The sequence below is a fragment of the Enterobacter sp. Li2LvB3 genome, assembly GCF_056156645.1.
In genome coordinates this window covers 60,759-76,440 of record NZ_JBSICG010000007.1, presented here as the reverse complement: position 1 = coordinate 76,440, position 15,682 = coordinate 60,759, and the positions used below count along the sequence as shown (strand labels likewise).

19 protein-coding genes are annotated in these 15,682 nt (G+C 52.5%); 15 read left to right on the top strand and 4 right to left on the bottom strand.

Features of this window, described 5'->3' with window-relative positions; all coding sequences use genetic code 11:
• Positions 1-63 precede the first annotated feature (63 nt).
• The gene (locus ACS603_RS07945) at positions 64-669 is read right to left on the bottom strand and encodes an ankyrin repeat domain-containing protein (RefSeq protein ID WP_182062174.1); all 606 of its coding nucleotides are present in this window, start codon (positions 667-669) and stop codon (positions 64-66) included.
• A 368-nt stretch (positions 670-1,037) separates the two neighbouring features.
• Here ACS603_RS07945 and ACS603_RS07940 point away from each other — a divergent pair, with 368 nt between their 5' ends.
• Entirely contained in the window at positions 1,038-1,967 is a 930-nt protein-coding gene (locus ACS603_RS07940) for a LysR substrate-binding domain-containing protein (protein ID WP_182063456.1), read from the top strand.
• On the opposite strand, the gene ACS603_RS07935 is transcribed toward ACS603_RS07940, so the two are convergent.
• Entirely contained in the window at positions 1,964-2,122 is a 159-nt protein-coding gene (locus tag ACS603_RS07935; protein WP_002903230.1) for a YqaE/Pmp3 family membrane protein, read from the bottom strand. The genes ACS603_RS07940 and ACS603_RS07935 overlap by 4 nt on opposite strands.
• A gap of 177 nt (positions 2,123-2,299) precedes the next feature.
• On the opposite strand from ACS603_RS07935, the gene ACS603_RS07930 reads away from it, so the two are divergent.
• The 3 genes from ACS603_RS07930 (at position 2,300) to ACS603_RS07920 (ending at position 3,390) form a co-directional block, all read left to right on the top strand.
• A complete protein-coding gene (locus ACS603_RS07930) occupies positions 2,300-2,599 on the top strand; it encodes an ArsR/SmtB family transcription factor (RefSeq protein ID WP_014071463.1) in 300 nt (99 codons plus the stop codon).
• A 10-nt stretch (positions 2,600-2,609) separates the two neighbouring features.
• On the top strand, positions 2,610-3,131 hold the full coding sequence (locus tag ACS603_RS07925; protein WP_474944066.1) for a rhodanese family protein: 522 nt from the start codon (positions 2,610-2,612) through the stop codon (positions 3,129-3,131).
• A 79-nt stretch (positions 3,132-3,210) separates the two neighbouring features.
• Positions 3,211-3,390, top strand: a complete 180-nt coding sequence (locus ACS603_RS07920; protein WP_182062176.1) for a YodC family protein — start codon at positions 3,211-3,213, stop codon at positions 3,388-3,390.
• A gap of 39 nt (positions 3,391-3,429) precedes the next feature.
• On the opposite strand, the gene stpA is transcribed toward ACS603_RS07920, so the two are convergent.
• Positions 3,430-3,834 (bottom strand): DNA-binding protein StpA, encoded by a 405-nt coding sequence (stpA, locus tag ACS603_RS07915; RefSeq protein WP_182062177.1) that lies wholly within the window; start codon positions 3,832-3,834, stop codon positions 3,430-3,432.
• A gap of 637 nt (positions 3,835-4,471) precedes the next feature.
• Here stpA and alaE point away from each other — a divergent pair.
• Positions 4,472-4,921 (top strand): L-alanine exporter AlaE, encoded by a 450-nt coding sequence (gene alaE, locus ACS603_RS07910; RefSeq protein ID WP_474944065.1) that lies wholly within the window; start codon positions 4,472-4,474, stop codon positions 4,919-4,921.
• A 33-nt stretch (positions 4,922-4,954) separates the two neighbouring features.
• Here the strand turns inward: alaE and ACS603_RS07905 are convergent, their stop codons facing one another.
• Positions 4,955-5,299 carry a DUF2002 family protein gene (locus ACS603_RS07905; RefSeq protein ID WP_182062179.1) on the bottom strand — a complete coding sequence of 115 codons (345 nt, stop codon included), beginning with the start codon at positions 5,297-5,299 and terminating at the stop codon, positions 4,955-4,957.
• A 160-nt stretch (positions 5,300-5,459) separates the two neighbouring features.
• Here ACS603_RS07905 and ACS603_RS07900 point away from each other — a divergent pair, with 160 nt between their 5' ends.
• From ACS603_RS07900 to mprA, 10 genes are all read left to right on the top strand, one after another.
• Positions 5,460-5,786, top strand: a complete 327-nt coding sequence (locus tag ACS603_RS07900) for an ElaB/YgaM/YqjD family protein (protein WP_010434339.1) — start codon at positions 5,460-5,462, stop codon at positions 5,784-5,786.
• 251 nt (positions 5,787-6,037) lie between these two features.
• Complete coding sequence (gene nrdH / locus ACS603_RS07895) at positions 6,038-6,277, top strand: glutaredoxin-like protein NrdH (RefSeq protein ID WP_474944064.1); 240 nt, start codon at positions 6,038-6,040, stop codon at positions 6,275-6,277.
• Positions 6,274-6,684, top strand: coding sequence for a class Ib ribonucleoside-diphosphate reductase assembly flavoprotein NrdI (gene nrdI / locus ACS603_RS07890; RefSeq protein ID WP_182062180.1), 411 nt, complete (start codon positions 6,274-6,276; stop codon positions 6,682-6,684). The genes nrdH and nrdI overlap by 4 nt, the downstream gene beginning before the upstream one ends.
• Entirely contained in the window at positions 6,657-8,801 is a 2,145-nt protein-coding gene (gene nrdE, locus ACS603_RS07885) for a class 1b ribonucleoside-diphosphate reductase subunit alpha (protein ID WP_474944063.1), read from the top strand. The genes nrdI and nrdE overlap by 28 nt, the downstream gene beginning before the upstream one ends.
• A gap of 9 nt (positions 8,802-8,810) precedes the next feature.
• Positions 8,811-9,770: a class 1b ribonucleoside-diphosphate reductase subunit beta gene (gene nrdF, locus ACS603_RS07880; protein ID WP_315686567.1), complete on the top strand. Its 960-nt coding sequence runs from the start codon at positions 8,811-8,813 to the stop codon at positions 9,768-9,770.
• Between the two features lie 365 nt (positions 9,771-10,135).
• Positions 10,136-11,338 carry a glycine betaine/L-proline ABC transporter ATP-binding protein ProV gene (gene proV, locus ACS603_RS07875; RefSeq protein ID WP_315686570.1) on the top strand — a complete coding sequence of 401 codons (1,203 nt, stop codon included), beginning with the start codon at positions 10,136-10,138 and terminating at the stop codon, positions 11,336-11,338.
• Positions 11,331-12,395, top strand: a complete 1,065-nt coding sequence (gene proW, locus ACS603_RS07870) for a glycine betaine/L-proline ABC transporter permease ProW (protein ID WP_182062183.1) — start codon at positions 11,331-11,333, stop codon at positions 12,393-12,395. The genes proV and proW overlap by 8 nt, the downstream gene beginning before the upstream one ends.
• Positions 12,396-12,404: 9 nt before the next feature.
• On the top strand, positions 12,405-13,400 hold the full coding sequence (proX, locus tag ACS603_RS07865; protein WP_182062184.1) for a glycine betaine/L-proline ABC transporter substrate-binding protein ProX: 996 nt from the start codon (positions 12,405-12,407) through the stop codon (positions 13,398-13,400).
• 148 nt (positions 13,401-13,548) lie between these two features.
• Positions 13,549-14,733 (top strand): MFS transporter, encoded by a 1,185-nt coding sequence (locus tag ACS603_RS07860; RefSeq protein ID WP_315686573.1) that lies wholly within the window; start codon positions 13,549-13,551, stop codon positions 14,731-14,733.
• Between the two features lie 327 nt (positions 14,734-15,060).
• A complete protein-coding gene (gene mprA / locus ACS603_RS07855) occupies positions 15,061-15,591 on the top strand; it encodes a transcriptional repressor MprA (protein ID WP_182062186.1) in 531 nt (176 codons plus the stop codon).
• Positions 15,592-15,682 lie beyond the last annotated feature (91 nt).

The following is a 15,682-nucleotide window of genomic DNA, read 5'->3' as shown; positions in this document are numbered from 1 at the left end:
AAAAGCACGACGGTAAAATGCTGTGTTTATTCGTAGCCAGCCCGGTCAGGCTGGCCGAGTTATTTACGCGCCAGCTGCCAGCAGCAATTCGGCGATTTCATGGAAACCTTTTTCCCGCGCCAGCTCGAGCGGGGATTTACCGTATTTGTCGGTCATGTGCGGATTGGCGCCGTTATCCAGCAGCAGCGTTACAATCTCCTGCTGCTTCGCGCCGCCATCATTGAGGACAATGGCTTCCAGCAACGGCGTCCAGCCCACGAAGTTGGTGTGATTGACGTTGATATCGGTTTTTTCCAGCAGCTCGCGTACGATCTCTACGTGTCCTTTTTCACTGGCAGGCGTGATGCCCACGCCGCCAAAGCGGGTCAGCCTTTCGAGGTCAGGGTTTGCCGGAAGCACAATCCGCAACAGGGTTATATCGTTGGTCAGGCAGCTAATCAGGAAGGGGTTAAAGCAGGTTTGGTCCTGTTTATCGATATCTGCACCGGCGGCAATTAAATGCTCCACACAGGCGTAATGTTTATTCAGGCTGGCAATAATAACGGCGGTTCTTTTCTGTCGGTTGCTGGCATTAATATCCACACCTTTATCCAGACAGGCTTTTAGTGCATCGATATTCCCTTGTTCTGCCGCCAGCAGAAATTCAGTAACGAGTTCATTTGCAGACATATTCAGACTCCGGTGTTTTCATTTCTGATGCTCTGAGAATAGCAACAGCCCCTTCAGAAAAGAATCCGCTTAAATATCATTCACCGGAATGTGACGGATTGTTGAATAAAAATTAATAATTGAGCCAAAACGTGCGCCGGTACAATGTTTTTCTTATGTTTGCCTGCATTTGATGACGGAAAACAGCATTCTGCTTATGTCTCGCAATCCCTTGCCGGGCGCGGCTCTCAACAAATTACAGGAAGTGTGATGCTGTTCAAATCAGTTGTAACGTCAGTGTTAAAATTCGTTCAAAACTGGTTGCTCCCGCAGGGGATTACAAATAGATTCAACAATGCCGCGATGGCCTGTTTGCCTGGAGCCTGATGATGAATTCCATTTTTACCGAAGAGAACCTGCTGGCCTTCACCACGGCGGCGCGCTACAGCAGCTTTAGCAAGGCGGCAGAAGAACTAGGCCTGACGACATCGGCCATCAGCTACACCATCAAACGCATGGAAACCGGGCTGGACGTGGTGCTGTTTGTGCGTAACACGCGAAGCATTGAGCTTACCGAATCCGGCTTTTATTTTTACCGCAAAGCCACCGACCTGCTGAACGACTTTCACGCCATTAAGCGCGGGATAGATACCATTTCCCAGGGTATCGAGGCGCGGGTGCGCATCTGCATTAACCAACTTTTATATACGCCGCGCCATACCGCCAGGCTGTTACAGGTGCTGAAAAAACAGTTCCCGACCTGCCAGATAACCGTCACTACCGAGGTGTACAACGGCGTCTGGGATTCCATCATTAATAACCAGGTCAACATCGCGATTGGCGCGCCGGATACGCTGCTCGATGGCGGCGGCATTGATTACACCGAAATTGGCGCGATCCGCTGGGTCTTTGCGATTGCCCCGGAGCATCCGCTGGCGTTCACGCCTGAGCCGATAGCCGAAAGCCAGTTGCGCCTGTATCCGAATATCATGGTAGAAGACACCGCGCACACCATTAACAAAAAAGTCGGCTGGTTGCTGCACGGGCAAGAGGCGATTCTGGTGCCGGACTTCAACACCAAATGTCAGTGTCAGATCCTGGGCGAAGGGATTGGTTTTTTACCGGAATATATGGCGCGGGATGCGGTAGAAGATGGGTTGCTGGTGACGCGGCGTATCAATAACCCACGCCAGGATTCGCGCATGTTGCTTGCCACACAACATGCAGCGACCGGCCAGGTCACACGCTGGATCAAACAGCAGTTTGGCCCCCAGGGTGTACTGACCGGGATATACAGTGATTTGCTCTGGCGCGCTTAATCGCGGGTTTGTACCCAGAACGCGTGAATAAGACCCGGAATGTAACCCAGTAGCGTCAGAATGATGTTCAGAATAAACGCCCAGCCGAAGCCTTTACCCAGCAGCACGCCCAGTGGCGGCAGGATGATCGTGAAAACGATACGCCAAAAACCCATACAAACTCCGTGCAAGCTAATTCATTAAAGATAAAAAGAGGACACCCTCTAAGCGTAGTCAGTTTAGCGGGCGGGACTTCTCTGCGTTGGCCTTTTACCCTCTTTTACGCTTTTGACACTGGCTTAATCCTCTCCTTTAGTTTAGCATTTACTTAATTAAGTAAACTCTAAAGTAAAATGACTGAACTCGAACAACTCCAGGCCAGCGCTGAGCAGGCCGCAGCACTCCTGAAAGCGATGAGCAACGCCCGCCGGCTGCTGATCCTGTGCACGCTGTGCGGTGCACCGGGCACCAGTGCCGGCGAACTGGCGCGTGCCACGGGGCTTAGCGCATCGGCCACCTCGCAACATCTGGCGCGAATGCGTGAAGAAGGGCTGATCGACAGCACCCGCGATGCCCAGCGCATTCTTTACTTCATTAAAAACGATGCGGTGAATCAGCTCATCAGCACCCTAAAAACCCTTTATTGCCCGTAAGGAGCCGCTAATGTCCCTTCCTCTTATCTCCCCCCAGCAGGCGAATGCGCTGATTGCTGAAGGCGCAAAACTGATTGATATTCGTGATACCGATGAATATGCCCGGGAGCATATTCCAGCTGCCCGCTCCGTTCCGCTGGATACGCTCCCTGCCGGGCTTCAGACCCAGCCGGGTGAAACGGTTATCTTCCACTGCCAGTCGGGCGCACGCACCTCTGGCAATGCAGCCCGTCTTGCGCAGGCGGCCTTACCCGCGCAGGCGTATGTTGTTGAAGGCGGAATTCAGGGCTGGAAACAGGCCGGGCTGCTGACCATTGAAGATAAATCACAGCCACTCCCGCTGATGCGCCAGGTGCAAATTGCCGCCGGGCTGTTGATTTTGTGCGGTGTGGTGTTGGGTTATAGCGTCTCCAGCGGCTTTTTCCTGCTCAGCGGTTTTGTCGGCGCAGGGTTGCTGTTTGCCGGGCTGAGCGGTTTTTGCGGAATGGCGCGTCTGCTGAAAATAATGCCGTGGAACAGACGTACCTCATAAGCAGTAATCCGTTGAATACACTGTACCCTGCGCAAGACGTGGGCTAAGGTGAAGAACACAACAATGATGAGGAGGTACTATGTTTTCAGTCGGCGATTTTGTGCAACCACGTATGGGCGGCCCAAAACTAAAAGTTACCGAAGTGAATGGCGAGAGCATCGTGGCGGTACAAGCCAGCAATGAGCAAGGCGAGAAATTTACGCTGAAGGCGGCTGATGTCACCCTTTATACTGAAGACGGTGATTTCGGCGTCTGCTAAAAAACGCAGCCGGGCGGAGCCTTCCGCCCGGCACACGGGTTAAATCAGGAAATCATCCAGTGATTTACCGTTTGCCAGTGCGCTCGCAATAGGTTTTGGCGTGCGGCCCTGACCGGTCCAGGTTTTTTCTTCACCGTTAACGTCGATGTAGCGATATTTTGCTTCACGCGCTTTACGTTTTTTCGCCTGTTGACCCACGTTGCTCGCTTCAGAGCCCAGCAGATCGGCTGGAGAAATACCGTCAGCTTTCATTCGTTCCAGCAGAGCATTAATTTTATCCTGCTGTTCAGCGCGCTGTTGTTCGAATTCAGCCTGCTCGTTACGTTTTTCTTCAGTAACGATCCTGACTTTTTCCAGCATCTCTTCTAGCGCTTCAATAGAGAATTCACGCGCCATTGCACGAAGCGTGCGGATATTATTAAGATTCTGTAACGTCAAAGACATATTAATTGAAAACCTTTTCTTTGTGATAAATCGAAAAATCAACAGACAGAATAATTCATTTCCCCTGCGATATCCACCCATCGAAACTTAAAACCATTTATTTTAAATATTTAAAAATATAATTTTGGATACCGGTTATGTTTCCAGGGAGAGACGGCTTATATCTCAGGGACACAATCTGCCTGCGTTACCGTAGAGATCTCATCGCGTTGCCCCCCTGCAAACAAAAAAGAATAACTATGCACTTAACGTGAATAAAACAGGGCATTAATCAACAGAGTTTTTATCTACCAAAATGAATAATTAAGAACAATCATCATGGAATGGGTGGTTTTCACACAAACTAAAGAATGCCATGCTGAACCACGCGTCGGGGGCAAAAACCAACCCATGCAAAATTAACATAACACACTGATTTTACATCAAATAAAACAACAAAAGAGAGAAAACAGCGAGGCGATTAACAAATACACAATTACAGAGAATTTTGTGGACAAAAAGGCAATAAATAAAAATTAATCACTAATTGTTAGTTTTAAACCAGAGATATACGCTATACACGTCAAACAAACCAACCTAAAGCACTAAAGCTGAAGGGTAAAGCCTCATTATCGTGTTCTTCTCAAGGAGTTCAGACATGTTCTCACCGCAGTCTCGCCTGCGCCATGCGGTAGCGGATACCTTCGCGATGGTTGTCTACTGTTCCGTCGTGAACATGCTGATCGAAATATTCCTCTCCGGAATGTCCTTCGAGCAATCACTTTCCTCTCGCCTGGTGGCTATCCCGGTGAACATTATTATTGCATGGCCCTACGGATTGTACCGTGATGCCGTCATGCGCGTTGCCCGCCGCATCAGCCCGGCTGGTTGGGTGAAAAACCTGGCCGACGTGCTGGCCTATGTCACTTTCCAGTCACCGGTATATGTCGCGATTTTGCTGACCGTGGGCGCAGACTGGCATCAAATCGCCGCTGCGGTAAGTTCAAACATCGTGGTGTCGATGTTGATGGGTGTGGTGTACGGCTATTTTCTCGACTATTGCCGTCGACTGTTTAAAGTCAGCCAGTACAGCCAGGCTAAGGCGTGATGTATCGCGACTGGCGCATTGCCAGTCGCACGCTTACTGCTGTTCGCCGAACAGTCCTTTCAGAAAACGCTCCAGCGCCATGCGAGAGCTGAAACCATGCGGAATACCATAATGTTGATGCGTTTCACCGCCTAAATAGAGCGGGAATTGCTGGTAGTGATCGCAGGTTTTTATATCCGAGGCAGGCTCAGCAAATGAGAGACTTCTGTCTTTCAGCGTCGGGTGAATAATGAGAGCGGTGCGCCCCATTCTGGCTTCACGGTTGACGTAAACATAATTCTCGCCGCGGCGATATCCATAGGCTTTTGATGTCACTTCGTCCATGGTAAATCCCGCTTTTTCAAGAACGCGCGCCACCTCATCGGGTCGTAAATACATATTTAATCCTCGTTATCTTTTCCTGCCCGGCAACCTTACAGTATTCAGCATTAGCAGCGCTTTCAGAATATTCCATAAACCGCCGGATAAGTCGTGACTCGCTTCAGATAATAAAATCCTGGGCTAAACTCAATGGGAATGCAAAATGACGGAGGATCGTATGTTTAACAGACCGAACCGAAACGATATAAACGACGACGCCCAGGATATTCGTAATGATGTCAGCCAATTAGCGGACACGCTGGAGGAAGTGCTGAAATCCTGGGGTTCAGATGCAAAGGACGAAGCAGATGCCGCAAAACGTAAGGCTCAGTCTCTGCTGCGTGAAACCCGCGCCAGAATGCATGGCCGTTCTCGTGCCACGCAAGCCGCCTGTGACGCAGTCAGCTGCGCCAATACCTTCGTCCGTGAAAAACCGCTCTGCGCGCTTGGCACGGTGGCGGCGGTCGGGATTTTTGTCGGCGCCCTGCTCAGCCTGCGTAAGTAACCCACCATGAGATGTACGTCAGCCCCGGCTTGTCACTGGCACCGGGGTTTTTCTTTATCCATCGGCTGAAAATCCCGTACAGCCTGCCCTGCCCCGCTGTGCTCATCATCGTGGCGATACTCATCGAAATTTCCCATATATTGTATGGTTGAAACTTTTCATAACTACATCTAGTATTCCTTTTAGCAGGACACACACAACCTGACGCGACAATTCGCGCCGCCTCTCTATTTTAAGTGGAAATACGAATCATGAGCATTATTATTTACACTCGTAACGATTGTGTTCAGTGCCACGCCACAAAACGCGCAATGGAAAGCCGCGGCGTCCAGTTTGAGATGGTGAATGTCGACCTGATCCCGGATGCTGCCGACACTCTGCGCGCGCAGGGCTTCCGCCAGCTACCGGTGGTGGTCGCCGGGGAAACCAGCTGGTCTGGCTTTCGCCCGGACATGATTAACCGGATCGCTGCTCAGGCCGCCAGTGCATGAGTGGGCTGGTCTACTTCTCCAGCAGCTCGGAAAACACGCTCAGATTTATCGAGCGTCTCGGGCTGCCTGCGATACGTATTCCGCTCAATGAGCGGGAGCGTATTCAGGTAGACGAACCTTACATCCTGGTGGTACCGAGCTATGGCGGTGGTGGGACGGCTGGGGCTGTTCCTCGCCAGGTGATCCGCTTTCTTAATGATCCACGGAACCGGCAGCTTATTCGCGGTGTGATTGCCGCAGGCAATCGTAATTTTGGCGATGCGTATGGCCGCGCCGGTGATGTCATCTCTCAAAAATGCGGCGTGCCGTATCTCTATCGTTTCGAACTGATGGGGACACAGCAGGACGTAGAGAACGTGCGTAAAGGAGTGAACGAATTTTGGCAACGACAACCGCAGAACGTGTAATTCAGGCCACGCCGGATTACCACGCATTAAACGCCATGCTTAACCTCTACGACAGCGAGGGGCGCATTCAGTTTGCTAAAGACCATGAGGCGGTAGACGCCTTTTTTAGTGCCCACGTTCGCCCGAACAGCGTCCACTTTTCCAGCCAGCACGAGCGTCTCGACTATCTGGTTAAAGAGGGTTATTACGAAGAGCGCGTTCTTATCCGTTACGCCCGGGGCTTTGTGGTGACGCTGTTTGAACGCGCCCACGCCAGCGGCTTTCGTTTCCAGACCTTCCTTGGCGCGTGGAAGTACTACACCAGCTATACCCTGAAAACGTTCGACGGCAAACGCTACCTGGAAAGCTTTGAAGATCGCGCCGTCATGGTGGCGCTGACGCTGGCGCAGGGGGATGAAAAACTGGCAGAACAGCTGACGGATGAAATCCTGTCGGGCCGTTTCCAGCCCGCCACCCCGACATTCCTGACCTGCGGCAAAGCCCAGCGCGGTGAGCTGGTGTCGTGCTTCCTGCTGCGCATTGAAGACAATATGGAGTCCATTGGCCGTGCAGTGAACTCGGCATTACAGCTTTCAAAGCGCGGCGGCGGTGTGGCGTTTCTGCTCTCTAACCTGCGTGAAGCAGGGGCCCCGATTAAACGCATTGAAAACCAGTCCTCCGGCGTGATCCCGGTAATGAAAATGCTGGAAGATGCCTTCTCTTATGCGAACCAGCTTGGCGCTCGTCAGGGTGCCGGGGCGGTGTATCTGCACGCGCACCACCCGGATATTTTGCGGTTTCTGGATACCAAACGGGAAAACGCTGACGAAAAAATCCGTATCAAAACCCTCTCGCTGGGGGTCGTTATCCCGGATATTACCTTTACGCTCGCCAAAGAGAATGCAGAGATGGCGCTGTTCTCGCCCTACGACATTGAGCGTATTTACGGCAAGCCCTTTGGCGATGTGGCCATTAGCGAGCTGTATCACGAGCTGGTCGCCGACGATCGCATCCGCAAAAACTATATCAATGCCCGCGACTTCTTCCAGCGGCTTGCAGAGATCCAGTTTGAGTCTGGTTATCCGTACATCATGTACGAGGACACGGTGAACCGCGCCAACCCGATTGCCGGGCGCATTAATATGAGCAACCTGTGTTCGGAGATCCTGCAGGTTAACAGCGCCTCCACCTATGACGAAAACCTGGACTACGACCAGACCGGAAAAGATATTTCCTGCAACCTGGGCTCGCTGAATATCGCGCACACGATGGATTCCCCGGACTTTGGCCGCACGGTGGAAACCGCCATTCGTGGCCTGACGGCGGTATCAGACATGAGCCACATCCGCAGCGTGCCATCCATTGAGGTGGGGAATGCTGCATCGCACGCCATTGGCCTGGGGCAGATGAACCTGCACGGTTATCTGGCACGCGAAGGGATTGCCTATGGCAGCCCGGAAGGGCTGGATTTCACCAACCTCTATTTTTACACCATTACCTGGCACGCGCTGCATACCTCTATGCTGCTGGCGCGCGAACGTAACCAGCGTTTTGCAGGCTTTGAGCAGTCCCGCTATGCCAGCGGCGAGTATTTCCGTCAGTATCTGGAAGGGGACTGGCAACCCAAAACTGAAAAGGTCCGCGCGCTATTTGAGCGCGCCAGTATCACCCTGCCCACGCGTGAAATGTGGCACCAGCTGCGCGATGAGGTGATGCACCATGGCATCTATAACCAGAATTTACAGGCCGTACCGCCAACCGGGTCTATCTCGTATATCAATCACGCCACCTCGAGCATCCACCCGATTGTGTCAAAAATTGAGATCCGCAAGGAAGGGAAAACCGGGCGCGTTTACTACCCTGCCCCGTTTATGACGAACGAGAACCTGGCGTTGTATCAGGATGCCTATGAAATTGGCCCGGAAAAAATTATCGATACCTACGCCGAGGCCACAAAGCACGTGGATCAGGGGCTGTCACTGACGCTGTTCTTCCCGGATACCGCCACCACGCGTGATATCAACAAGGCGCAAATTTACGCCTGGAAGAAAGGCATCAAGACGCTGTACTACATTCGCCTGCGCCAGCTGGCGCTGGAAGGCACCGAAATCGAAGGCTGCGTGTCCTGCGCGCTGTAAGGAGAAAGGATGAAACTGTCGCGAGTTAGCGCCGTTAACTGGAACAAAATCCAGGACGACAAAGACCTGGAGGTCTGGAACCGCCTGACCAGCAACTTCTGGCTGCCGGAGAAAGTGCCTCTTTCTAACGATATTCCCGCCTGGCAGACGCTAAGCCACGCAGAGCAGCAGCTGACGATCCGCGTCTTTACCGGCCTGACGCTGCTGGACACTATTCAGAACACCACTGGCGCACCCGCGCTGATGGCCGATGCGCTGACGCCACATGAAGAGGCTGTGATGTCGAACATCAGCTTTATGGAGGCGGTTCATGCCCGCTCCTACAGCTCGATTTTTTCAACATTGTGTCAGACCAAAGATGTGGATGAGGCCTACAGCTGGAGTGAAGCGAGCGAGTCGCTACAGCATAAAGCCCGGCTGGTGCTGGAGTATTACCGTGCCGACGAACCGCTGAAGAAGAAAATCGCCAGCGTATTTCTGGAATCGTTCCTGTTCTATTCCGGCTTCTGGCTGCCGATGTACTGGTCAAGCCGGGGCAAACTCACCAACACAGCAGATTTGATTCGCCTGATCATTCGCGACGAAGCCGTTCACGGATATTACATTGGCTATAAATATCAGAAAGGGCTGGAGAGAATTAGCGAGGCTAAGCGCGAGGAATTAAAAGGATTCGCGCTTGATTTGCTGATGGATCTCTATGATAACGAGCTACGTTATACCGAAGAGTTGTACGCCGGAACCGGCTGGGAAGAGGATGTAAAAGCCTTCCTCTGTTACAACGCCAACAAGGCGCTGATGAACCTCGGTTATGAAGCGTTGTTCCCGCCAGATATGGCCGGCGTGAACCCGGCAATCCTTGCAGCGCTTTCACCCAATGCCGATGAAAACCACGATTTCTTCTCCGGGTCGGGTTCGTCGTATGTGATGGGCAAAGCGGTGGAAACCGAAGACGAGGATTGGGATTTTTAACGGTTATTGCCCCTCTTCCCACAGGAGAGAGGGGCGTGAAAATAACGATCATTAATAAAATATAAATCCCATTATTCTCCCCGTAATATTTCCCTGACATCTATACTGTAATTCCACCGTCATATTCGTCTGAATCATTCCGATTCAGACGAAATTTCCCGACCGCGCGACAAAAATCTCAGAAAAATTCAACACCCGCTCAGCCCTTTACTCATGGGAAATTCAGCGATTTAGTCTTCGGCAAAATTCGTGCCATAAGCGGACTGAGGGTTGTCTCAGATTCTGAGTATGTTAGGGTATTGTCAGGTAATTATTCCAACTGGAAACCATATCGACACAATAAATAACAGGAAATACTCTATTGCATGGCAATTAAATTAGAAGTTAAAAATCTCTATAAAGTATTTGGCGAGCATCCACAGCGTGCATTCAAATATATTGAAAAAGGACTTTCAAAAGAGCAAATTCTGGAAAAAACAGGGCTATCGCTTGGCGTTAAAGACGCCAGTCTGGCCATTGAAGAAGGCGAGATTTTCGTCATCATGGGGTTATCCGGTTCGGGTAAATCCACTATGGTTCGCCTTCTCAATCGCCTGATTGAACCCACCCGCGGGCAGGTACTGATTGATGGTGAGGATATTGCCAAAATATCAGATGCTGAGCTCCGCGAGGTGCGCAGAAAAAAGATTGCGATGGTGTTTCAGTCATTCGCTTTAATGCCACATATGACGGTGTCAGATAATACCGCATTCGGCATGGAATTAGCAGGAATTCCGGCCCAGGAACGGCAGGAAAAAGCGCTGGATGCATTACGCCAGGTTGGGCTGGAAAATTATGCTCATGCTTATCCTGATGAACTATCGGGCGGTATGCGGCAACGCGTCGGATTAGCCCGCGCATTAGCGATAAATCCCGATATATTATTAATGGATGAAGCCTTCTCCGCGCTCGATCCTTTAATTCGTACTGAGATGCAGGATGAACTGGTAAAACTGCAAGCTAAACACCAGCGTACGATCGTATTTATTTCCCATGACCTTGATGAAGCGATGCGTATTGGCGACCGTATTGCCATTATGCAAAACGGCGAAGTGGTACAGGTGGGAACACCGGATGAGATCCTCAATAACCCGGCCAACGATTATGTGCGCACCTTCTTCCGTGGCGTGGATATTAGCCAGGTATTTAGCGCAAAAGATATTGCCCGCAGAGCGCCAAACGGCATTATTCGCAAAACCCCAGGTTTCGGCCCGCGTTCGGCACTGAAGGTCTTACAGGATGAAGACCGTGAATTTGGCTATGTGATTGAACGTGGTAATAAATTTGTAGGCATTGTCTCCATCGACTCCCTGAAAAAAGCGCTTGGCGAAAATCAGGGACTCGATGCGGCGCTTATCGCGTCCCCGCTTGCGGTCGACGCCGAAACGCCGCTCAGCGAGTTGCTCTCCCATGTCGGTCAGGCACCCTGCGCCGTTCCGGTGATTGGGGAAGAACAACAGTATGTCGGCATCATCTCCAAAGGGATGTTGCTTCAGGCTTTAGATCGCGAGGGAGCAAACAATGGCTGATCAATCCAATCCATGGGGAACCACAGAAGCCGCAGACAGCGCAGCGCAATCTGCCGATGCCTGGGGCTCATCAACGCCTGCGCCAGCTAATGGCGGTTCGGCAGACTGGCTCAGCAGCGCGCCTGCACCGGCGCCAGAACACTTCAATATTATGGACCCGTTCCACAAGACGCTGATCCCGCTGGATAGCTGGGTAACGGAAGGGATTGATTGGGTGGTGACTCACTTCCGCCCGGTGTTCCAGGGGATCCGCGTCCCGGTGGATTACATTCTGAACGGTTTCCAGCAGTTGCTGTTGGGAATGCCGGCACCTGTCGCCATCGTGATATTTGCCCTGATTGCCTGGCAGTTTGGTAGCGCGGGCATGGGGATCGCCACGCTGGTCTCCCTGATTGCCATCGGTGCCATTGGCGCATGGTCACAGGCTATGATCACCCTGGCGCTGGTGCTGACCGCCCTGCTCTTCTGCGTGGTGATTGGGTTACCGCTGGGGATATGGCTGGCGCGTAGCCCGCGGGCAGCGAAGATAATCCGTCCGTTGCTGGATGCGATGCAAACCACCCCGGCGTTTGTCTACCTGGTGCCTATCGTGATGCTGTTCGGGATCGGGAATGTGCCGGGCGTGGTGGTCACCATTATTTTTGCCCTGCCGCCGATTGTTCGTCTGACGATACTTGGGATCAACCAGGTGCCAGCGGATCTTATTGAGGCGTCACGCTCGTTCGGTGCCAGCCCGCGTCAGATGTTGTTTAAAGTTCAGCTCCCGCTGGCGATGCCAACCATTATGGCGGGCGTCAACCAGACGCTGATGCTGGCGCTCTCTATGGTGGTTATCGCCTCGATGATCGCCGTTGGCGGTCTTGGCCAGATGGTACTGCGCGGTATTGGCCGCCTCGATATGGGGCTTGCCACCGTAGGCGGCGTGGGCATTGTGATCCTCGCTATTATTCTTGACCGCCTGACCCAGGCTGTCGGTCGCGATTCACGCAGTCGCGGCAACCGTCGCTGGTACACCACCGGCCCTGTCGGGTTAATCACCCGCCCATTCGTAAAATAAGGAACAACGATGCGACATAGCGTACTTTTTGCCACAGCGTTTGCCACCCTTGTCTCCACCAGCACATATGCGGCTGACCTGCCTGGCAAAGGCATTACCGTGCAACCGATTCAGAGCACCATTTCGGAAGAGACCTTCCAGACCCTGATTGTCAGCCGTGCGCTGGAAAAACTGGGTTATACGGTCAAGACGCCAAGTGAAGTGGATTACAACGTGGGCTATACCTCTATTGCCTCCGGTGATGCCACCTTTACCGCCGTAAACTGGCAGCCGCTGCACGACGATATGTATGCAGCAGCGGGCGGTGATAAGAAATTCTACCGTGAAGGCACCTTCGTGACCGGTGCGGCACAGGGTTATCTGATCGACAAAAAAACCGCTGACCAGTACCACATCACCAACATTGAGCAGCTTAAAGATCCGAAGATTGCCAAACTGTTCGATACCAATGGTGACGGCAAAGCCGACATGATGGGCTGTTCACCGGGCTGGGGTTGCGAAGCGGTCATTAACCACCAGAACAAAGCGTTCGACCTGGCCAAAACCGTCGACGTGAGCCACGGTAACTACTCCGCGATGATGGCCGACACCATTGCCCGCTTTAAAGAAGGCAAACCGGTTATCTATTACACCTGGACACCGTACTGGGTCAGCGACGTGCTGAAGCCGGGTAAAGATGTGGTGTGGTTGCAGGTTCCGTTCTCTTCTCTGCCAGGTGAACAGAAAGATATCGACACCAAACTGCCAAACGGTATGAACTATGGCTTCCCGGTGAACACCATGCATATTGTGGCTAACAAAGCCTGGGCTGAGAAAAACCCGGCGGCCGCGAAGCTGTTCTCAGTGATGAAACTACCGCTGGCGGACATCAACGCGCAGAACGCCATGATGCACGAAGGTAAATCCTCTGAAGCGGACATCAACGGCCACGTTGATGGCTGGATCAAAGCCCACCAGCAGCAGTTTGATGGCTGGGTGAAAGAAGCGCTTGAGGCGCAGAAGTAACAACCTTTCTCCTCACCCTACCCCTCTCCCCTTTGGGCAGAGGGGGTTAACCGCACAAACCCACACATAACAATCCCCCAACATTCACAATCATTGGTTATCATGGTTTCTGGAAAAATAATCACTTAACTTACGATCCTAGAACCTGATGACAAAAAATCCACAAGGGCTTAGCCCGGCACTGATCCTGTTAATGTCCATGGCGACCGGCCTTGCCGTCGCCAGTAACTACTACGCGCAGCCTCTGCTCGACACCATCGCCCGCGCTTTCAGCCTTTCTGCCAGCTCCGCAGGTTTTATTGTGACAGCGGCCCAGCTTGGCTATGCCGCAGGCCTGCTGTTCCTGGTGCCACTGGGCGATATGTTTGAACGCCGGATGCTGATTGTCTCCATGACGTTACTCGCCGCGGGCGGGATGCTGATCACCGCCAGTAGCCAGTCGTTAACCATGATGATTGTCGGCACTGCCCTGACCGGGCTGTTCTCCGTTGTGGCGCAGATCCTGGTGCCGCTGGCGGCAACGCTCGCCTCGCCGGAAAAACGCGGCAAAGTGGTGGGCACCATTATGAGCGGCCTGCTGCTTGGGATTTTGCTGGCGCGTACCGTGGCCGGGCTACTGGCAAGCCTTGGAGGCTGGCGTACCGTTTACTGGGTGGCCAGCGTGTTGATGGTTATCATGGCGCTCGCGCTGTGGCGCGGACTGCCGAAAGTGAAGCAGGAAAACCACCTGAACTACCCGCAGTTGCTTGGCTCCGTATTTGCGCTTTTCACACAAGATAAACTGCTACGAACGCGCGCACTTCTTGGTTGTTTCACCTTTGCCAACTTCAGCATTCTGTGGACATCTATGGCCTTCCTGCTGGCCTCGCCGCCCTTTAACTATTCCGAAGGGGTAATTGGTCTGTTTGGTCTGGCGGGCGCAGCCGGTGCGCTGGGTGCGCGTCCGGCTGGCGGCATGGCGGATAAAGGCAAATCTCACCTGACGACAACCTCCGGGCTGATTTTGCTGCTGCTCTCCTGGGGGGCTATCTGGCTTGGGCACTCTTCCGTGCTGGCGCTGATAGTCGGTATCCTGGTGCTCGACCTCACCGTGCAGGGCGTGCATATCACTAACCAGACCGTGATTTATCGCGTCAAGCCGGATGCGCGTAACCGCCTTACCGCAGGTTACATGACCAGCTATTTCATCGGCGGTGCGGCAGGTTCATTAATTTCAGCTTCGGCATGGCAACACGCTGGCTGGGCGGGTGTTTGCAGCATCGGGGCAATTGTTGCAGCACTCAATCTGCTGGTCTGGTGGCGCGGATTCCATCGCCAGGAGGCAATTTCTTAAGCTTTACATTGCATTGGGACGTCTTAGGGTGTTAAGGCGTCCCTATGTCTGTTAAGGTTAGCGTAATCATATATCCCAGAAATTTTAATGTGGGTGACATATTAACAAGCAGCATGAATAGCTCATACCTGTTGGCTTTTCCCGGTTCTCACATCCCGTCTTCCTGGGGCACACGCCCACCCTTTTTTGTGCTCACCGGGTCATGGATTTACCCGGCGCTTTCTGATGGTGACATTCGCTTGGCGGATATAACCGCACAAATAATTCATTTACATTATTTGTCACTATCGTTACTATATCGGCTGTAATTAATGAGGTTATGCCCAAATGGATAGTTCGTTTACGCCCATTGAACAAATGCTTAAATTCCGCGCCAGTCGTCATGAGGAGTTTCCGTATCAGGAAATTCTGCTGACCCGCCTGTGTATGCACATGCAGGGGAAACTGCTGGATAACCGTAATAAGATGCTGAAAGCTCAGGGGATTAACGAGACGTTATTTATGGCGTTGATTACGCTGGAGTCTCAGGAAAACCACAGCATTCAGCCGTCTGAGCTGAGTTGCGCGCTGGGTTCGTCCCGTACTAATGCCACCCGTATCGCTGATGAGCTGGAAAAACGCGGCTGGATTGAGCGCCGTGAAAGCGACAACGACCGCCGTTGTCTGCATCTGCAACTGACCGACAAAGGTCACGAATTCCTGCGTGAGGTGCTGCCACCTCAGCACAATTGTCTGCATCAACTCTGGTCTGTCCTTAGTACTGCCGAGCGCGATCAGCTTGAGCACATCACTCGCAAACTGCTCACCCGTCTGGATCAGATGGATGAAGACGGTGCCATCCTTGAGGCGCTGCGCTAACGCGACGACACGCTCGAACATCCAGATTTAAAAAAGAAAACTGACAGGCCAGCACGTAACACTGCTGGCCTTTCTGACAACAGGTCGGCTC

What these genes read in the sequence shown, in the direction of transcription:
- ACS603_RS07920 (WP_182062176.1), top strand. Translation starts at nt 3,211, where the DNA reads ATGTTTTCAGTCGGCGATTTTGTGCAACCACGTATGGGCGGCCCAAAA.
- proX (WP_182062184.1), top strand. Translation starts at nt 12,405, where the DNA reads ATGCGACATAGCGTACTTTTTGCCACAGCGTTTGCCACCCTTGTCTCC.
- ACS603_RS07945 (WP_182062174.1), bottom strand. Translation starts at nt 669, where the DNA reads ATGTCTGCAAATGAACTCGTTACTGAATTTCTGCTGGCGGCAGAACAA.
- proV (WP_315686570.1), top strand. Translation starts at nt 10,136, where the DNA reads ATGGCAATTAAATTAGAAGTTAAAAATCTCTATAAAGTATTTGGCGAG.
- ACS603_RS07860 (WP_315686573.1), top strand. Translation starts at nt 13,549, where the DNA reads ATGACAAAAAATCCACAAGGGCTTAGCCCGGCACTGATCCTGTTAATG.
- ACS603_RS07905 (WP_182062179.1), bottom strand. Translation starts at nt 5,299, where the DNA reads ATGTATTTACGACCCGATGAGGTGGCGCGCGTTCTTGAAAAAGCGGGA.
- nrdF (WP_315686567.1), top strand. Translation starts at nt 8,811, where the DNA reads ATGAAACTGTCGCGAGTTAGCGCCGTTAACTGGAACAAAATCCAGGAC.
- ACS603_RS07940 (WP_182063456.1), top strand. Translation starts at nt 1,038, where the DNA reads ATGAATTCCATTTTTACCGAAGAGAACCTGCTGGCCTTCACCACGGCG.
- alaE (WP_474944065.1), top strand. Translation starts at nt 4,472, where the DNA reads ATGTTCTCACCGCAGTCTCGCCTGCGCCATGCGGTAGCGGATACCTTC.
- stpA (WP_182062177.1), bottom strand. Translation starts at nt 3,834, where the DNA reads ATGTCTTTGACGTTACAGAATCTTAATAATATCCGCACGCTTCGTGCA.
- ACS603_RS07935 (WP_002903230.1), bottom strand. Translation starts at nt 2,122, where the DNA reads ATGGGTTTTTGGCGTATCGTTTTCACGATCATCCTGCCGCCACTGGGC.
- nrdH (WP_474944064.1), top strand. Translation starts at nt 6,038, where the DNA reads ATGAGCATTATTATTTACACTCGTAACGATTGTGTTCAGTGCCACGCC.
- nrdI (WP_182062180.1), top strand. Translation starts at nt 6,274, where the DNA reads ATGAGTGGGCTGGTCTACTTCTCCAGCAGCTCGGAAAACACGCTCAGA.
- proW (WP_182062183.1), top strand. Translation starts at nt 11,331, where the DNA reads ATGGCTGATCAATCCAATCCATGGGGAACCACAGAAGCCGCAGACAGC.
- ACS603_RS07925 (WP_474944066.1), top strand. Translation starts at nt 2,610, where the DNA reads ATGTCCCTTCCTCTTATCTCCCCCCAGCAGGCGAATGCGCTGATTGCT.
- mprA (WP_182062186.1), top strand. Translation starts at nt 15,061, where the DNA reads ATGGATAGTTCGTTTACGCCCATTGAACAAATGCTTAAATTCCGCGCC.
- ACS603_RS07900 (WP_010434339.1), top strand. Translation starts at nt 5,460, where the DNA reads ATGTTTAACAGACCGAACCGAAACGATATAAACGACGACGCCCAGGAT.
- ACS603_RS07930 (WP_014071463.1), top strand. Translation starts at nt 2,300, where the DNA reads ATGACTGAACTCGAACAACTCCAGGCCAGCGCTGAGCAGGCCGCAGCA.